This is a genomic window from Bacillus cereus group sp. BfR-BA-01330 (assembly GCF_022663885.1).
GTDB classification, from domain to species: domain Bacteria; phylum Bacillota; class Bacilli; order Bacillales; family Bacillaceae_G; genus Bacillus_A; species Bacillus_A cereus.
Genome location: NZ_JAKUGK010000002.1, coordinates 331,062 through 347,102, shown reverse-complemented (window position 1 = coordinate 347,102; position 16,041 = coordinate 331,062). Strand labels below are relative to the sequence as shown.

Here is a 16,041-nt window from a genome sequence, read left to right as displayed (position 1 = left end):
CCTTATGCCAAGGTGGCATAAGGATTTTTCTTATTTCAATTTGAATACCATCGCTTCATACGGACGTAATGGAATGTTATCTATTGATCCGATTTCTACATCGTAATTGTGTATAAATAACTCTGATTCACTATAACTAATATCCTTAGGCATTTCAAATACACTTTCATCCGCAGTAAAGTTTGCAATGACAAGTAGTTTTTCATCTCCATATGTTCTTACATAAGCAAAAATAGAAGGGTCATTATTTAATATTAAATCATATGATCCATACACAACTATTTCATTATTTTTGCGTAGTTCAATTAATTTCTTATAGTAATAAAAAATTGAACCTTCATCTTGGATTGCTTGTTTCACATTAATCTCTTTATAGTTAGGATTTACAGTAATCCAAGGTTCACCTTTTGTAAATCCAGCGTGATTCTGATCATTCCACTGCATCGGAGTTCTAGCATTATCACGACCCTTTATATAAATAGATTCCATTACTTTTTCTATATCTTCACCATGGTCTATCACTTTTTCTTTATACATATTTAACGTTTCAATATCTCGATATTCATCAATTGACTCAAATCGGACGTTCGTCATTCCGATTTCCTCTCCTTGATAAATATATGGCGTTCCTTTCATCATATGAAGAACTGTCGCTAACATTTTTGCTGATTCAATGCGATACATTCCATCATTACCAAAACGAGATACAACGCGAGGCTGATCATGATTATTCCAATAAAGGCTATTCCATCCGGTATGCTCTAATGCTTTTTGCCACTTTGTTAAATTCTCTTTTAAAGTAAGAAGTGAGCATGGTTTTACATCCCACTTTCCACCTTCTCCTGAATCTAAATCCATATGTTCAAATTGGAATACCATTTGCAATTCTTTTCGTTCTTCTCCAGTATACAATTTCGCTTCTTCTGTCGTTACACCAGGCATTTCACCAACCGTCATAATATCATAATGCGATAATACTTCCTCATTCATTTCATGTAAATATTTATGAATGTTTGGACCGTTCATAAAATGCTTATGACCTGAAACATACCCCTCTTCTTCTGTTTCAACAGCTGGTAATCCCTCTTCTTTAGAAATAAAATTAATAACATCCATACGGAAACCATCAATTCCTTTTTCTAACCAAAACTTCATCATTTCATAAACATCTTGTCTTACCTTTTCATTATCCCAATTTAAATCTGGCTGTTTTTTAGAAAACAGATGTAAATAATATTCATCTGTCATTTCATCATACTGCCATGCTGATCCACTAAACGCTGCTCCCCAGTTGTTCGGTTCTTTTCCTTCTTTTCCAGGGCGCCATATATAGTAATCTCTATATTTATTATCTTTTGATTTACGTGATTCAATAAACCAATTATGTTCATCAGATGTATGATTAACAACTAAATCCATCATCAATTTCATATTACGTTCATGCATTTCATGTAATAGCTCATCCCAATCTTCCATTGTTCCGAACTCGTTCATAATTTTACAATAATCGCTTATATCATAACCATTATCATCATTTGGAGATTCATAGACTGGTGATAACCAAATCACATCAATCCCTAACTCTTTTAAGTAATCTAGCTTTGAAATAATCCCTTGAAGATCTCCTATACCATCACCATTACTATCCATAAAGCTACGAGGATAAATTTGATATACTACACTTTCTTTCCACCATTGTTTTTCCATTATGCTACCCCATTTCATTCATCATTCATTTTTCTCTTTTTTAAGGCGCAAACGTTTTCATTAATGAATGATAACAGATTCTATCTCAATTTAAAATAGCGCTTACAATTTTTATTGTCTTTTTCTAAGAAAACATATGAAAACCACTAATAAATCTCCAATAAATGAAAACGTTTTATTTTTTTATTTATTTTTTGAATCTATTCGTTTATAATGAACTCAAAGAAAACGTTTGCATAATTATTTCTAGGGGGAAATACCATGGCAGAACTTAAATTAGAAAACATTTATAAAATATATGATAATAACGTAACAGCTGTAACTGATTTTAATTTACACATTCAAGATAAAGAATTTATTGTATTTGTCGGTCCTTCTGGATGCGGAAAATCTACAACATTACGAATGGTAGCTGGACTTGAAGATATTTCAAAAGGCGAGTTTTCAATTGATGGTAAACTAATGAATGATGTTCCTCCAAAAGATCGAGATATCGCTATGGTATTCCAAAACTACGCTCTTTATCCACATATGAGTGTATATGATAATATGGCATTTGGATTAAAACTTCGAAAAATACCAAAAGATGAAATCGATCGTCGTGTGAAAGATGCAGCAAAAATTTTAGGACTTGAACAATATTTAGATAGAAAACCGAAAGCATTATCAGGTGGACAGCGCCAACGTGTTGCGTTAGGTAGAGCAATCGTTCGAGATGCAAAAGTTTTCTTAATGGATGAACCATTATCAAACTTAGATGCTAAACTCCGTGTTGCAATGCGCTCAGAAATTTCTAAGCTACATCATCGTCTTGGAACAACAACAATTTATGTAACACATGATCAAACAGAAGCAATGACTATGGCTTCGCGTCTTGTCGTTATGAAGGATGGAAAAATCCAACAAATTGGAACTCCAAAAGAAGTATATGAAACACCAGAAAACATCTTCGTGGGTGGATTTATCGGCTCACCAGCTATGAACTTCTTCCGTGGTAAATTGACTGAAACCGATTTCGTTATAGACAATACTATAAAAATTAAAGTATCTGAAGGAAAAATGAAGATGCTACGTGAACAAGGCTATGTAAATAAGGAAATTGTTTTAGGTATTCGTCCAGAGGACATTCATGATGAACTACTATTTTTAGAAGCTTCACAATCTACTGCCTTCACAACAAAAATTGAAGTCGCTGAGTTATTAGGTGCTGAATCCATTTTATATATGAAACTTGGGAATCAAGATTTTGCGGCACGTGTAGATGCAAGACATACGTTTTCACCTGGTGACCAAATTAAATTAGCATTTGATATGAATAAAGCGCATTTCTTTGATAACCAAACTGAACAACGTATTCGCTAAAAAATTTATCTTTACTATACACATATAAAAAACCGTCCACATATATTGAGGGCGGTTTTCATTATTATACTAGGGCTTCTACTGTATGAAATGATTGTCCTTTCGTGCCAATAATACCGAAAATCGGTAAATCACTAAGCACCACTTCTTCTTGCTGTTTCATAAAAGATGACGTTAATTGTTTTATCTCTATCCAAACGTCATTAATACAAAGTACATTGGAATCGTTCTCTTGTTGGCGAGAAAAAATAGAATCTATTTTATATAAACCAGCATTTTGAAAAAGCATGTCAATGCGACTGAATGCATTCAAAGTAATGCTAATAACGCGTTGCCAATCTCCTTGCTTTTCCATATCATAGAATACAAAAAGTGCTTCTCCGCCTAGATTCATAATTTCCTCCACTGTTGCTTGTCCACTCTCTTGATCAATGTCCGTCACAATAACTTTTGCGCCTTGTTTAGCCAACAAAAGAGCTGTATTACGTCCAATACCGATGCCACCGCCAGTTACGATAGCAACTTTTCCTGCAAGCTTCATTTTCATTACCCCTTCTATAAGTCTTACCGTCATTCAGTATACTCCTTTATGAGATTATTCTGCAAGCAAGAAAAATTGCCATTCGATTTGTAAACGTTTACTTTTTATCCTTCTTTTTTCTTACTCTTACGCTGATCAAGAACTAGACCGATAAAAATGAGAATGCCCCAAAAAATTATGCTACCTCCTGTCATCTCAACTTCCCCCTTATTATATAAAGTAAAACTTTAATCAGCCCCAAATGGTGAGATAAAGATATTATTTTTAATCATTATACCATTATCTTAATTTTCAATCTATTATAAATAGAAATGACACATTTTAGTTTTTCCTTACTGTAAATATTCACAATATACTTATAAAATAAAAAAAGACCCTTTTATATATAAAAGGGTCTTTTTTTATTTTATTATACAAGACTTATTATTTTCGTCTTTGTAATTAAGTCCTGAAAACCGCAATTGTCTTTGCGGAACAACATCATATATACGTTACATATTAATGGAATTCCTAATAGCAATACGTTCGGTAATAACACTACAAAAAATCTTATAATTAATGTTTGCAACGTTAGCTTTTCACTCTTCAATGAAATTAATTTTATTCTCGTTACCTTTTTGCCAAGTGTAACACCGTTCCAAATAAAGGGTAATACAATAAAATATATCGCCATTAATATGAAAACTACTGCGAAATCATATCTAAAATCACCTAAGCTTATATTAAAGCGCTTAAACATAGCACTATAGTTTCCGGTCATAATAGCTACTACTGCACCATACATAACCGAGATTAAAAACATGTCAATTAGGGAAGCACCTATGCGATTCATTACAAGCGCTGGACGATGCATCTTTAACTTCATTTTATGTCGACTCCTTCATATCCTTCTTTACCCGTCTCATCGTACCACTTCTAAAAAACATTGTAAACTAGCGTTTCTCTTACTTTTCTTGTACAATTTGTTACAATAGCATTATAAAGGAGGTTCCCATATTGAAAAAATGGATAATCCTATTCGTCGCCTTCCTATTAACTGGTTGTGCAGGAAACACAAGTCACTTAACTTATACGGTTAACGATGAATACGAACTCATACGTACTTCTGGAAATGCATTTGAACTTTTCCCCTCGCAAGATGCTGTATATGCCACACAATACATCCCTGCAAAAATTACAGACATTGCTTGGGATGATAAATACATTATTGCAAAACAAACTGAGGAAAAATCAGATCCAAATAACCCTGACGCAGCAATTGCAAATAAAAAAAGTGAACATTATTGGATTATTGATGTAAAGCACAATAAACGTTTCGGTCCCTACAATGAAAAGCAATTTAATGAACAAAAAGATGCGTTTAAAATTAAGGTGCCTTTTCAAAATGTAGATTCATACATAAAAGAAATAAAAAAACAGTCAGCATAATATTTGTATGCTGACTGTTTTGTCTTACATTATTTTAGTGAGATGTTAAACGTTTGTGGCTCTTTTACAACATCTTGTGTTTCTGAATCTCCTGCAAGTAAATCATCAGTTGTAAACTGAATATCCTTTACCTTGTCTTTTCCATCGTCAAGTATTAAACCAATAATACCATCTCTTATTTCACCAGGCTTATAGTCTTCTCTTGATACATTTTTTGTACCAACTAACGTATCTTCGTCATATAAAAAGTTTTGAGTGGCTACTTTAAAATGTTGCTTACCATTAATCATAACATCATTCATAGAGAAAAATTGCATATTTTTATTTCCGCTATTCTCCACTTTATATGTAATCTCAACGTAACGAATTGTATTACTAATCTCTGTTCCACTTAGCGATGCATATAATTCTGCATCTTCTTGGCTTACTTTATCCCCTAATCTACGTTTTACTTCTTCAGGAGTTAGTGCCGTGTATACTTTCAATGTATTTTTTGCCTTTTCACTCATTTGTGATAAAGAGATTACTTTCACATCTTGTACGTGAATTTTCATTGGCGCTACTTCAAATGTTTGATTCACAGAATGCATCTGCTCTAACTTGAAAGTACCCCATCCTGTTTCTTTCACTTTTTGTCCTACTTTTTTCAGCTCACGCCCACCATATTCTTTCGTTTCAGGAATAGATTCTTTCTTCTTCGGTTCAGCTTTCTTTTCTTCTTGATGGAAGCAACCACTTAACATAAGAAGAAAACTACATAAAACAAAAATACTTTTCCATGCTTTCATCATTTCATTTCTCCTAACGCTATCATTCATGAATATAAAATTAGTCCCTTGCTTTGTAAACTATAGAAACAATGACAATTCCACAAAATGAACTTGTCAGTCCAGATACTATTATACCTCCAATTTGGAAAATATGAAAATAGGGGTCTAGGAACGCATGCACGATAAATATAAAAGCTGTCACAATGATTATCGAAACCCAATACTTTCTTTTTTCTAAAGCTACAATCATATCTTTCCCTGTTTCATCTTTATACTCCCATAGTACGTATAATAGCAATAATAAGCCAACACATGTACTCCCATGTTGCATATATTTATACAATGGAATACTGTGTAATTCAATTTGTAACAATGCTATTTTCATAACGAAATAGCCTGTATTATGAGTAAATGCATCCAAAACGACATGCGTGAGCATACCGAATAATGCAGAATAGCAAAATACAAAGAATTCTTTCCAGGTATGTAGCCCCCACCTCTCATCTATTGCATATGAATAATAACCAGCAAACGGTTTAGGCAAATGCGTTATAAACGGCTTTTTTAAAATGTAATGATATATGTATGCGATTAGAAATACAAGCGGTAAATTTAAATATAAGAACCCAAGCCATGTATGGCCAATAACACCATAGGGTCTAAAGTGCAAAAAATATTCAAAGTCAGGCGCCATACTACCTAATATAAGAGCCGTTACTGAAATATGTTTAGAGTGCTTTTTCGCAAAAGGAAGAACTGCTGCTGGATGTGCAAATGTAAACGGCATACTTTAACTCCTTCTCACATTTTCAATAGAATACCATATATCATAACGAGAGAATGAATCTTCATGCAATATTTATTTTCACATTGGAATATGATAGTTTAAATGATATAATCCACATAAAATATTCAGAAAACAAGAAGGGATTCAGGTGTCATTAACACTTGTATTTGCTGCCTTTTTAAATTCAAAATCCGTTATGAATTGAGGTTTATATATTGATTGACGTACCCTTTTTACAAAATGTCACATTAAAAAAAGAAAATATCCCTAGTTTTTCCGCATATCCTTACTGTTTACCCGCTATTCGAACATTACAATCACTAGCTTTCCATCCAAATGTAACATTCATTATTGGAGAAAACGGAACAGGTAAATCAACATTACTTGAAGGAATTGCAATTGCGTTAGGTTTTAATGCAGAAGGTGGAACGAAGAACTTCCGCTTTAGCACAAACGATTCCCATTCATCTTTACATGAATACCTTCGAATTTCAAAAAGTTTCAATACACCAAACGACGGTTTCTTTCTTCGCGCTGAATCATTTTATAACGTTGCTTCTTATATTGATGAAATAGATGCTGATAGAGAAGCACGTGGGAATCCGGTTATCAACTCTTATGGTGGTATCTCACTACACAAACAATCACACGGTGAATCATTCTTCTCATTATTTATGAACCGTTTTTCAGGACAAGGTTTATACATTTTAGATGAGCCTGAGGCAGCTTTATCACCAATGAGACAACTTTCCATGCTCATTCGAATGCACGAACTAGCTGAACAAGGTTCACAATTTGTTATCGCGACGCATTCTCCTATTTTAATGGCTTATCCTGAATCCACTATATATTCTTTAACACAAGAGGGAATTCACGAATCCACATTAGAAGAAACTGAGCATTACCAAACGACGAAACTTTTCTTTGAAAATCGCGATCGATTATTCCATCATCTATTTGAGTCGTAAAAAAAGAAGCAGCAATAGCTGCTTCTTTTTTATAGTGCTTCTATAAATAAGGCAACCCCGATACCGCCACCGACGCATAAAGAGGCAATTCCTTTTTCTAACCCACGTCTTTTTAATTCGTGAATTAAACTTACTGTAATACGAGCCCCTGTACAACCAATTGGATGCCCAAGTCCTACGCCACTACCGTTTACGTTCACTTTTTCACGGTCTAAGCCTAACTCTTTCTCTACAGCTAAATATTGAGCCGCGAAAGCTTCATTAATTTCAAGTAAATCTGCATCTTCCAATGACCAATCTACTTTTTCTAAACCTTTACGAATTGCTGGTGCTGGTCCAATACCCATAATTTTTGGATCTACTCCAGCTACTGAATATCCAACAATTCTAGCTAACGGTTGTAAACCTTTTTCTTTCGCTTTTTCTTCGCTCATTAATACTAGAACTGCACTCCCGTCATTAAGGCCAGATGCATTTCCAGCAGTCACTGATCCATCTTTACGGAACGCCGGCTTCAATCCAGCTAATTTTTCAGCTGTAATATCTGCACGTGGATGTTCATCCTTCGAAAATACAACTTCTTTTCTACGCTCTTTTATTGTAATAGGAACAATTTGATCGTCAAAGTATCCAGACTCGATTGCCTTCAGTGCCAATGTATGACTGCGAAGAGCAACTTCATCTTGTTCCTCTCTTGTAATTTCATATTGTTTAACTAAATTTTCCGCTGTTTCACCCATCATAATATGGTGAATCGGATCTTCTAACACTTCCCACACCGTATCACGAATTTCTCCGTGCTGTAGACGTTGTCCCCAGCGGTGCTGTTTCAATGCATAAGGGCTCGAACTCATCGCTTCTACCCCACCTGCAACAACAACATCACTTACACCTAATTGGATTTGCATTGCAGCTGACATAATTGCTTGCATACCTGAAGAACATTGACGTTGGATTGTATATCCCGTAACTGTGTCAGGAAATCCTGCCGCTAATGCAGCTGTTCTCGCCGTATTTGCTTCATCAGTTCTTTGAATACAATGACCTAAAATTACTTCATCAACTTCATGTGGTTCTACCCCGCCTCGTTTTACAGCTTCCTGAAGTACAGGAACAGCTAATTCTACTGGCGTTACATTTTTTAGCGCTCCTCCAAAAGTTCCAATTGGCGAACGAACTGCAGCTGTAATAACAACATTATGCATTTTGCACTTGCCCCTCTCTTATGTACCCTAGTCAGTTTTTAGGTGAAATTCCATAAGATGTATATCTATAACTATCATACTATAAACATACTAAAAAATCAAAATATTTAATATAATAAAAATAGAAGGAATTAACCTTCTATTCTGTCAGCGCATATAAAAACTTTTGTAAAATTTTCTCTGTCGTTTCATTCAATTTTGGCAACTTATCTACTGGAAAATATTGAAGTTTTAACCCTTCATGATCGAGCTTTAATTCCCCGCTCACATGATGTGCCTGATACAGATGAATAACATTGAAAATTTCATCGCCATTCGGATAACGGAAATATACTTCTTTTCCTGATAGAACACCAAGAAATTGCATTATTTTTGCAGTTAACCCCGTTTCCTCAAATAACTCTCTACGTGCAGTTTCTTCTGTCGTTTCGCCCAGTTCCATCGCCCCACCAGGTACACCCCAATCATATGTATCTGAACGATATTGAAGCAATACTTCTTGATTATCGTTTAATATAATAATTGCTGATCCTACGAGAATAAGCGGCCTTGTACCAACGACTTTTCGTAACTCTTCAATATACCCCATATGTAAATTCCCCTTTCCCTAACCTCCCTTATCATAACAAAATTTTGCTCTTTTTGTTCATGTAATTTTAAAGAAAAAAAGAAGCTTTCGCCTCCTTTTTTTCACCTTTATTTCTTAAAACTTTCATATTTTACAGCTTCAAAAGCTTCCTCAATTTCATCATTACGATAATGGACATATGTAAAACGCCCCAATTCTACTAATCTTGCTATTTCCTGTAACGCTTTATGCTGCTCATATGTTTCTTTCAGCTTAATATGTACATAAAACTTCATTAACGGATGTTCATATAAAGGTTCTCCCACCTCTACATATACATCTTCCACCCCTTGTACAACTCTTACATAACTTGCAAATTGATAAAGAGCTTCTCTGTCTGAAACGATTTTTAATGTATACATATATTCTCCCCCTTTTCTTTACTATATCAAAAAGATGATCACACTACGTTATAGAACTATGAAATTTTTTCGACTTGTCATCTATATATTCAATAAAGAAGGCGTTTATCCATACATGACATCTTTTCCCCACATATATTATAGGAAGAACTTTTTTTCAGTTGAGGTGTTCCTTATGGATCCATACGTCAATATATGTATTTGTATTACTCCCGGCGCCGATATTTCTGATGACCGCATCGCAAAAGATTTAGCTGTTGCAGAATCAATTTGGCACCCCATTACATTTCAAATTCAAGAAGTAATTGTATTAAATGAACTTTTCCGTTTTTTTGACCGTGAAATCAGTTATAAAAATTCCATTCAAAGTCAAGAAAAGCTGGCATCCTTTTTCCAAACATGTGTAAATGAAGCTCCTGAATGCGACCTTTATATTTGTTATATTGGCAGTGATTATTTCAAAGAAACAGCAGTAATTGCCTGCGCTTACTCTTTAGCAAAACAGCAACAACTTACCGGATATATCGTTTTAACAAACTCGGCTGCTCCTATGAAAAATATATATACGCTTGCTCACGAAATCGGTCATATTTTATTTACAAGACGTGTTCACGGAAAACTTACTCACGCAGATCCTCATTCCCCAACCGGCTCCGAGCACCATCCTTCTCCAACCAATCTTATGTATCCGATAGTCCCGCGCCCTGAAAATGTTCCTATTCAGTCTCTATTGACGAACGAACAAAAAACACTCTCTTTACAAAGCTCTTTATTGCAAAGAAAAAAACAGTAACCCTCATGTTACTGTTTAAAACAACTTATTCCAATCAACAAAACAAATCCCGGCTGCTAGAAATAAAAATAGACAACTAAATGTAAATGTAATCCCTCTAAAAATCCCTATATAATATTTCTTTGGAAATAATTTTTGGTATATCCAGAGCAGCCGCTTTTTATTGAATTTCTAGTTCACACTTTTTCTTTCTTCAATTTTTAAAGACCATCTCATTAATCCATATATACTTCCATACATAAGTAATATCTTTGCAATTCCCCAAAATACATTTCTTTCTTCTAAGTCTTTAAATAAGAACATAATCGCAAGAGGAACAATTAGTACCAAAACACCCATCCAACCAAGAACATATACTTCACCAATAAGAAGTAATAAAAATATACTTACTGCTAATATATATGTCTGCATTGTCGACAATTGTAAAATTGGCGTCCCATACCATTTATTCATAAACATTAATAACACTAATAATAAAATAGGTATCATTACTATTACATAAATAATTCCAAACTCTACTGATTTACTTTTAAAAGAAGACATTCTAAACGCAAAAACCGTTCCAATAATTGTAATAATTAAAACGATAGGATAACCAATTACCTGTACATTTGTTAACGTAAATTGTTGATTCGGATTTCCAAATAAAATATTGGTTAGTAACCAATACCCACCTATCCCAATAATCATTCCTAAAACACTCTTTATACTTCCGCCTTTATCCTTCTCCATCTCTTTCGCTAATTCTTCCGCATACTCTTTTGGCGAATCACCAAATATATTACTTACCGTTTTTCCTTCTTTCTCACCTTCAATTAAATGAGGTTCTGCATCTTCTAAAAAAGCGTCAACATCTTCTTCTTTAATTCCTTGTGTTATTAAATATACTTTCGTATCGATTAAGAACTTTTCTCCTTCTTTAGAAATCTGCATTATAGCCCCTCCCTTATTTAACCATTTCTCTTCTATTCGCCTTCACCATAATTTCAACAAAAATTAAAATAAATAAACTTCCGTATAAACATATAATTTGAAATAACATTGGAACAAGATCTTCCGTTGTAAATGTTTTAAACACTAACATAATTGAAAGTGGAATGATTAAATATAAGTTTTTAAACCATCCTTCAAAGTATATATTTATAGCTACTGTGATGATAAAAATCCCACCAGCTACTATATAACTTTGCACTTCGGTGAATGTGAGCATTTTTGTCGGATATATCACGTCTAATATCGTAACAGCTCCTAATAAAAACATTGGAGCGATCATAACTAAAGACCACATAGAAAACCATGTTTTTGTAAAACTTGTTACGAAGGCCATTTTGCGAAGTAGAAAATTAGGACCTATAACAACTAAAATCAATGAAAAACTATAACCGATACACTGAATAAGTGAAATCTGTAACATTCCATGATTCACTATTAAGATAGAAGCAATAATCCAAAACGATACGATATTCATTACTGTAAAACCAATTTGCTTCCACGTTTCCTGTCTATCTTTTTCCATCACTTGTACAAGTTCATGCGCATATTCTTTCGGTGAGCTTCCGAAAATATCTTCTACACTTTTCCCATCACTCTCACCCTCAATTAAATGGAGTTCCGCATCTTCTATAAAATTTTCAATATCGCTTTCTTTCACACTCTTTGCCGTCAAAAATAATCTCATATCTAACAAAAACTTTCGCGCTTCACTTGATAGCATTATTTTCTCCTTCCCTTCCCTTCAAGTAGACGTTCTACACTACTTTGCATCGTTTCCCAGCGATCCATAAATTCATCAAGTGCTTCCTCGCCTTTTTCTGTTAATGTATAATATTTTCTCTTTGGACCAGATGGAGATTCCTTCATTACGCTTGTTATTAGTCCTTCTTTTTGCATTCGTATTAATAACGGATAAATACTTCCCTCACTCGCCATTGTAAAACCATACTTCGCTAGCTTTTCACTCATTTCATAACCGTATATTTCGCCTTCAGAAATAATAGCAAGTAAGCATCCTTCTAAAATCCCTTTCAGCATTTGACTTGTCGACATAATTCAAATCCTCCTACTATCTTGCTTTACAAAATAGTATAGCAAAGACTATTTTGCAAAACAAGATAGCTAACGATATTTTTTCCAAATGTTTGCAGGAATTTCATTATAGCTTCTCTAAATAGAGCACTATGAAAACTTTATTATGAAGGGATGTTTTTCATCATGGTTACAAATCGAGTTGTCTTTTTAACAGGTGCTGCAAGTGGTATTGGTTATGAAATGGGAAAGGCTTTTGCAAAAGAAGGTGCAAAAGTTGTGATTACCGATCGGCTTGAAGAACGTGCAAAAGAAGCTGCTGAACAATTACAAAATGAAGGTTTTCAAGCTATCGGTTTAAAATGTGACGTTACATCTGAAGAGGAAATTACAGCAGCAATTTCTCAAACAGTTGATCATTTCGGTTCATTACATATATTAATTAACAACGCAGGAATGCAACACGTTTCACCCATTGAAGACTTTCCAACTGAAAAGTTCGAGCTACTAATTCAAATTATGCAAATTGCTCCGTTTATTGCAATTAAGCATGCCTTTCCGATTATGAAACAACAAAAATATGGTCGTATTATTAATGTCGCTTCTATTAACGGCCTTGTCGGGTTTGCTGGAAAAGCTGCCTACAATAGTGCAAAACATGGCGTAATTGGATTAACAAAAGTTGCCGCTTTAGAAGGTGCTACGCATGGTATTACTGTTAATGCCCTTTGCCCTGGTTATGTTGATACCCCCCTTGTACGTAATCAACTACAAGACTTAGCTACTACACGAAATGTACCACTTGAAAATGTTTTAGAAGATGTTATTTATCCACTCGTTCCACAAAAGCGCTTATTACAAGTACAAGAAATTGCAGATTATGCGATGTTTTTAGCGAGTGAAAAAGCTAAAGGTATAACTGGTCAAGCTGTCGTTATCGATGGTGGTTATACCGCTCAATAAAAATAAAGTTTGCTCAAGAAGAGCAAACTTTATTTTTTATCCCGAGGATCTTCGTACTTTAGTAATTGCCGCGGGAGCTTCTCAATTGCAACAATTACCCCCTCTAATTTACTTTCAATACGGTGGAGTAAATATAATGTTACAACAATCGGAAACCCTACATTACCTATCATCTTGATCCACTCTTCCACCCTCTTCCCCTCCTTTCATTATATAAGTAAGAGAAAACACTGCATTTAGGCATAAAAAAACAAGCTATTATGTATTAGCTTGTTTTTCAAATAATGATGCAATTTCTCGTTTATAGTCCCCGCGTATAATACCTTTCTCAGTAATAATTCCTGTAATTAATTCATTCGGCGTTATGTCAAATGCTGGATTATAAACATCCGTTCCAATTGGTGCTACTTGTTTTCCAAAGATTTTCGTAACTTCTGTTTCATCTCTTTCTTCAATAATAATTTCGGCTCCAGTTTCTTTCGTAACATCAAATGTTGACAGTGGCGCAGCAACGTAAAATGGGATATTAAAGTACTTTGCTAAAATAGCTAAATTCATTGTCCCTATTTTATTGGCTGTATCTCCATTTGCGACAATTCGATCCGCCCCCACAATAATTGCGTTTATTTCTTTCGTTTGAATAGCATGAGCTGCAGTATTATCTGTTATAAGGGTCACATCAATATTTGCTTGCTTCAATTCCCACGTCGTTAAGCGACCACCTTGTAAAACTGGTCTCGTTTCACACGCATATGCATGTAAACGCACACCTTTCTCTTTTCCAATATAAAAGGGAGCTAATGCAGTTCCATATCTGGCAGTTGCGATACTTCCAGCGTTACAGATTGTTAAAATATTATCGCCATCTTTAAAACATGTTAACGCATATTCCCCAATATTTCGACACACCTCTTCATCTTCCTGTTGAATGCGAAGCGCTTCTTCTTCTAATATTTTTTGCGCTTCTTTTATTGTAGTAATCTCTCGAATAGATTCTCTCATACGATCAATTGCCCAAAATAAATTTACTGCCGTTGGGCGTGATGTCCCTAAATAGTTACAGTCTCTATTAAACTTCTTTTGAAATTCTTCGATATGTAAAGTATTATATTTTTTCGCTGCAAGCGCCAAGCCAAATGCAGCTACAATTCCAATTGCAGGCGCTCCGCGTACTTCTAACATTATGATACTTTTCCCAACCTCTTCAATAGTCGTTAATGTTTTGTATTCTGTGCTATGTGGCAATTTCGTTTGATTTAATACCGCAATTGCATCCCCTTTCCAACTTACAGATCTCGGAACAGTAACGATTGTACTCATGCTTTTACACCCCTTGAAACTGTCTGTTGAAATAATGTTCGAAACAGTTGAATATCAGCACTTTTAGATTCATATTTTATTAGTTCTTTTCCTAAGGATAGCGCTTGTTTCTTAGCTTGAATTCTTGTTTCTTTATTTTCTATTTCATCTAAATCTGCTACATGAGCTAAACCAATTGTTCTACGAATTAGTTCACATCCGGCAAATCCAACAGCATCAGTAAAGATATTTTGCAAAATAATTGGTAACCATTGTTTTTCTTTCGTATATGCTTCTACACCTTCTCCAATCCATAACTTTGTAAAAGTCTCTACAAAATAACTCCACGTCTTTTCTATATGGAAAAATAGTACACTTCTCTTTTCTTCTTCTCTAGATAACGCATTTAATAATAGATTTGCAATAAATTGACCTATGTCAAACCCAAATGGGCCATATGTCGCAAATTCTGGATCAATCACTTTCGTTTCAGAAGGTGACGAAAAAATACTACCAGTATGTAAATCACCATGAATAAGAGTTTCTTTTCTTGTTAAGAACTTATATTTATATTGTGCTACTTTTAGTTTTAAAGTTTTATCACTCCAAAGTTCATCAACCACGAGCTGTAAATCTGGCTCATAATCATTTGTATCATAATGCCCAAACGGATCTGTAAACACTAAATCCTCTGTAATTTTACATAGGTCCGGATTTACAAAGGTACCTTCTAGTATCCTCTTCTCTTCTGACTGTAAACCAAAATCTGAAGTGTAAAATAAAACATGTGCTAGAAAACGACCAATATGCTGGGATAAAAGCGGATATTCTTCTCCGTCTATTAATCCTTTTCTTGTAATTGTTAGTCTTGATAAGTCTTCTATTACCGTTATCGCTAACTCTTCGTCATGACTGTACACTACTGGAACATAATCCGGTACATACTGCGCAAAAATTTGTAATGCCTTGCTTTCAATCGTTGCTCTTTTTATAGACAATGGCCAGCTTTCACCAACTACTTTCGCATAAGGCAGTGCTTGTTTTATTATAATGGATTTCTCTCCATCATCTAATTTGAACACGTAATTTAAGTTTCCATCTCCAATTTCATGACAAATGACATTTGCCTTCTCTTCAAAATAGCCATGATCTTTCGCATATTGTACAGTTGTTATTTCTGTTAATGAATAATATCCCATCTTC

At 34.4% G+C, this 16,041-nt stretch carries 20 protein-coding genes and 1 pseudogene; 5 read left to right on the top strand and 16 right to left on the bottom strand.

Features of this window, described 5'->3' with window-relative positions; genetic code table 11:
• Positions 1-30: 30 nt before the first annotated feature.
• Complete coding sequence (gene malL / locus MR112_RS07680) at positions 31-1,707, bottom strand: oligo-1,6-glucosidase (RefSeq protein WP_059303475.1); 1,677 nt, start codon at positions 1,705-1,707, stop codon at positions 31-33.
• 261 nt (positions 1,708-1,968) lie between these two features.
• Here malL and MR112_RS07675 point away from each other — a divergent pair, with 261 nt between their 5' ends.
• Complete coding sequence (locus MR112_RS07675) at positions 1,969-3,069, top strand: ABC transporter ATP-binding protein (RefSeq protein WP_000818931.1); 1,101 nt, start codon at positions 1,969-1,971, stop codon at positions 3,067-3,069.
• Between the two features lie 64 nt (positions 3,070-3,133).
• Here the strand turns inward: MR112_RS07675 and MR112_RS07670 are convergent, their stop codons facing one another.
• From MR112_RS07670 to MR112_RS07660, 3 genes are all read right to left on the bottom strand, one after another.
• Positions 3,134-3,643, bottom strand: coding sequence for an SDR family NAD(P)-dependent oxidoreductase (locus MR112_RS07670; protein WP_227899625.1), 510 nt, complete (start codon positions 3,641-3,643; stop codon positions 3,134-3,136).
• 71 nt (positions 3,644-3,714) lie between these two features.
• Complete coding sequence (locus tag MR112_RS07665; RefSeq protein WP_000145638.1) at positions 3,715-3,804, bottom strand: hypothetical protein; 90 nt, start codon at positions 3,802-3,804, stop codon at positions 3,715-3,717.
• 215 nt (positions 3,805-4,019) lie between these two features.
• On the bottom strand, positions 4,020-4,475 hold the full coding sequence (locus MR112_RS07660) for an RDD family protein (protein ID WP_000769080.1): 456 nt from the start codon (positions 4,473-4,475) through the stop codon (positions 4,020-4,022).
• 131 nt (positions 4,476-4,606) lie between these two features.
• Between MR112_RS07660 and MR112_RS07655 the strand changes: the two genes are divergently transcribed.
• Positions 4,607-5,038 carry a DUF3997 domain-containing protein gene (locus tag MR112_RS07655; RefSeq protein WP_000758789.1) on the top strand — a complete coding sequence of 144 codons (432 nt, stop codon included), beginning with the start codon at positions 4,607-4,609 and terminating at the stop codon, positions 5,036-5,038.
• A 29-nt stretch (positions 5,039-5,067) separates the two neighbouring features.
• Here MR112_RS07655 and MR112_RS07650 read toward each other — a convergent pair whose 3' ends face one another.
• Together MR112_RS07650 and MR112_RS07645 are read right to left on the bottom strand one after the other, a co-directional pair.
• On the bottom strand, positions 5,068-5,829 hold the full coding sequence (locus tag MR112_RS07650) for a hypothetical protein (RefSeq protein ID WP_000973899.1): 762 nt from the start codon (positions 5,827-5,829) through the stop codon (positions 5,068-5,070).
• 37 nt (positions 5,830-5,866) lie between these two features.
• Complete coding sequence (locus MR112_RS07645; protein ID WP_242244876.1) at positions 5,867-6,595, bottom strand: DUF4184 family protein; 729 nt, start codon at positions 6,593-6,595, stop codon at positions 5,867-5,869.
• A gap of 215 nt (positions 6,596-6,810) precedes the next feature.
• On the opposite strand from MR112_RS07645, the gene MR112_RS07640 reads away from it, so the two are divergent.
• Positions 6,811-7,563, top strand: coding sequence for an AAA family ATPase (locus tag MR112_RS07640; RefSeq protein WP_000567998.1), 753 nt, complete (start codon positions 6,811-6,813; stop codon positions 7,561-7,563).
• A gap of 29 nt (positions 7,564-7,592) precedes the next feature.
• Here MR112_RS07640 and MR112_RS07635 read toward each other — a convergent pair whose 3' ends face one another.
• The 3 genes from MR112_RS07635 to MR112_RS07625 form a co-directional block, all read right to left on the bottom strand.
• Positions 7,593-8,768, bottom strand: a complete 1,176-nt coding sequence (locus MR112_RS07635; RefSeq protein ID WP_000552081.1) for an acetyl-CoA C-acetyltransferase — start codon at positions 8,766-8,768, stop codon at positions 7,593-7,595.
• A gap of 139 nt (positions 8,769-8,907) precedes the next feature.
• On the bottom strand, positions 8,908-9,357 hold the full coding sequence (locus tag MR112_RS07630) for an NUDIX hydrolase (protein WP_000540529.1): 450 nt from the start codon (positions 9,355-9,357) through the stop codon (positions 8,908-8,910).
• Positions 9,358-9,464: 107 nt separating this feature from the next.
• Entirely contained in the window at positions 9,465-9,758 is a 294-nt protein-coding gene (locus MR112_RS07625; RefSeq protein WP_000288330.1) for a DUF3928 family protein, read from the bottom strand.
• 175 nt (positions 9,759-9,933) lie between these two features.
• On the opposite strand from MR112_RS07625, the gene MR112_RS07620 reads away from it, so the two are divergent.
• The gene (locus tag MR112_RS07620; protein WP_000371608.1) at positions 9,934-10,551 is read left to right on the top strand and encodes an ImmA/IrrE family metallo-endopeptidase; all 618 of its coding nucleotides are present in this window, start codon (positions 9,934-9,936) and stop codon (positions 10,549-10,551) included.
• Between the two features lie 15 nt (positions 10,552-10,566).
• Here the strand turns inward: MR112_RS07620 and MR112_RS07615 are convergent.
• The 4 genes and pseudogenes from MR112_RS07615 to MR112_RS07600 form a co-directional block, all read right to left on the bottom strand.
• Positions 10,567-10,710: pseudogene (locus MR112_RS07615) on the bottom strand (DNA-binding protein); the annotation flags it as partial.
• Positions 10,711-10,722: 12 nt separating this feature from the next.
• Entirely contained in the window at positions 10,723-11,484 is a 762-nt protein-coding gene (locus MR112_RS07610) for a DUF1129 domain-containing protein (RefSeq protein WP_001167278.1), read from the bottom strand.
• 13 nt (positions 11,485-11,497) lie between these two features.
• Complete coding sequence (locus MR112_RS07605) at positions 11,498-12,265, bottom strand: DUF1129 domain-containing protein (protein ID WP_242244875.1); 768 nt, start codon at positions 12,263-12,265, stop codon at positions 11,498-11,500.
• Positions 12,265-12,597, bottom strand: a complete 333-nt coding sequence (locus MR112_RS07600) for a PadR family transcriptional regulator (RefSeq protein ID WP_000107982.1) — start codon at positions 12,595-12,597, stop codon at positions 12,265-12,267. Before MR112_RS07600 ends, MR112_RS07605 begins: the two co-directional genes overlap by 1 nt.
• 165 nt (positions 12,598-12,762) lie before the next feature.
• Between MR112_RS07600 and MR112_RS07595 the strand changes: the two genes are divergently transcribed.
• The gene (locus MR112_RS07595; RefSeq protein WP_000258428.1) at positions 12,763-13,539 is read left to right on the top strand and encodes a 3-hydroxybutyrate dehydrogenase; all 777 of its coding nucleotides are present in this window, start codon (positions 12,763-12,765) and stop codon (positions 13,537-13,539) included.
• A gap of 29 nt (positions 13,540-13,568) precedes the next feature.
• Here the strand turns inward: MR112_RS07595 and MR112_RS07590 are convergent, their stop codons facing one another.
• The 3 genes from MR112_RS07590 to mtnK form a co-directional block, all read right to left on the bottom strand.
• Positions 13,569-13,730, bottom strand: a complete 162-nt coding sequence (locus MR112_RS07590) for a YvrJ family protein (RefSeq protein WP_000393336.1) — start codon at positions 13,728-13,730, stop codon at positions 13,569-13,571.
• Positions 13,731-13,797: 67 nt separating this feature from the next.
• The gene (gene mtnA / locus MR112_RS07585) at positions 13,798-14,859 is read right to left on the bottom strand and encodes an S-methyl-5-thioribose-1-phosphate isomerase (protein WP_134208405.1); all 1,062 of its coding nucleotides are present in this window, start codon (positions 14,857-14,859) and stop codon (positions 13,798-13,800) included.
• Complete coding sequence (gene mtnK, locus MR112_RS07580) at positions 14,856-16,037, bottom strand: S-methyl-5-thioribose kinase (protein WP_071741176.1); 1,182 nt, start codon at positions 16,035-16,037, stop codon at positions 14,856-14,858. The genes mtnA and mtnK overlap by 4 nt, the downstream gene beginning before the upstream one ends.
• Between the last annotated feature and the right edge of the window lie 4 nt (positions 16,038-16,041).

Coding starts and splice junctions, on each gene's coding strand:
- MR112_RS07600 (WP_000107982.1), bottom strand. CDS start 12,597: ATGTCGACAAGTCAAATGCTGAAAGGGATTTTAGAAGGATGCTTACTT.
- MR112_RS07670 (WP_227899625.1), bottom strand. CDS start 3,643: ATGACGGTAAGACTTATAGAAGGGGTAATGAAAATGAAGCTTGCAGGA.
- MR112_RS07620 (WP_000371608.1), top strand. CDS start 9,934: ATGGATCCATACGTCAATATATGTATTTGTATTACTCCCGGCGCCGAT.
- mtnK (WP_071741176.1), bottom strand. CDS start 16,037: ATGGGATATTATTCATTAACAGAAATAACAACTGTACAATATGCGAAA.
- MR112_RS07650 (WP_000973899.1), bottom strand. CDS start 5,829: ATGATGAAAGCATGGAAAAGTATTTTTGTTTTATGTAGTTTTCTTCTT.
- MR112_RS07660 (WP_000769080.1), bottom strand. CDS start 4,475: ATGAAGTTAAAGATGCATCGTCCAGCGCTTGTAATGAATCGCATAGGT.
- MR112_RS07595 (WP_000258428.1), top strand. CDS start 12,763: ATGGTTACAAATCGAGTTGTCTTTTTAACAGGTGCTGCAAGTGGTATT.
- mtnA (WP_134208405.1), bottom strand. CDS start 14,859: ATGAGTACAATCGTTACTGTTCCGAGATCTGTAAGTTGGAAAGGGGAT.
- MR112_RS07645 (WP_242244876.1), bottom strand. CDS start 6,595: ATGCCGTTTACATTTGCACATCCAGCAGCAGTTCTTCCTTTTGCGAAA.
- MR112_RS07610 (WP_001167278.1), bottom strand. CDS start 11,484: ATGCAGATTTCTAAAGAAGGAGAAAAGTTCTTAATCGATACGAAAGTA.
- MR112_RS07630 (WP_000540529.1), bottom strand. CDS start 9,357: ATGGGGTATATTGAAGAGTTACGAAAAGTCGTTGGTACAAGGCCGCTT.
- MR112_RS07675 (WP_000818931.1), top strand. CDS start 1,969: ATGGCAGAACTTAAATTAGAAAACATTTATAAAATATATGATAATAAC.
- MR112_RS07625 (WP_000288330.1), bottom strand. CDS start 9,758: ATGTATACATTAAAAATCGTTTCAGACAGAGAAGCTCTTTATCAATTT.
- malL (WP_059303475.1), bottom strand. CDS start 1,707: ATGGAAAAACAATGGTGGAAAGAAAGTGTAGTATATCAAATTTATCCT.
- MR112_RS07605 (WP_242244875.1), bottom strand. CDS start 12,265: ATGCTATCAAGTGAAGCGCGAAAGTTTTTGTTAGATATGAGATTATTT.
- MR112_RS07635 (WP_000552081.1), bottom strand. CDS start 8,768: ATGCATAATGTTGTTATTACAGCTGCAGTTCGTTCGCCAATTGGAACT.
- MR112_RS07665 (WP_000145638.1), bottom strand. CDS start 3,804: ATGACAGGAGGTAGCATAATTTTTTGGGGCATTCTCATTTTTATCGGT.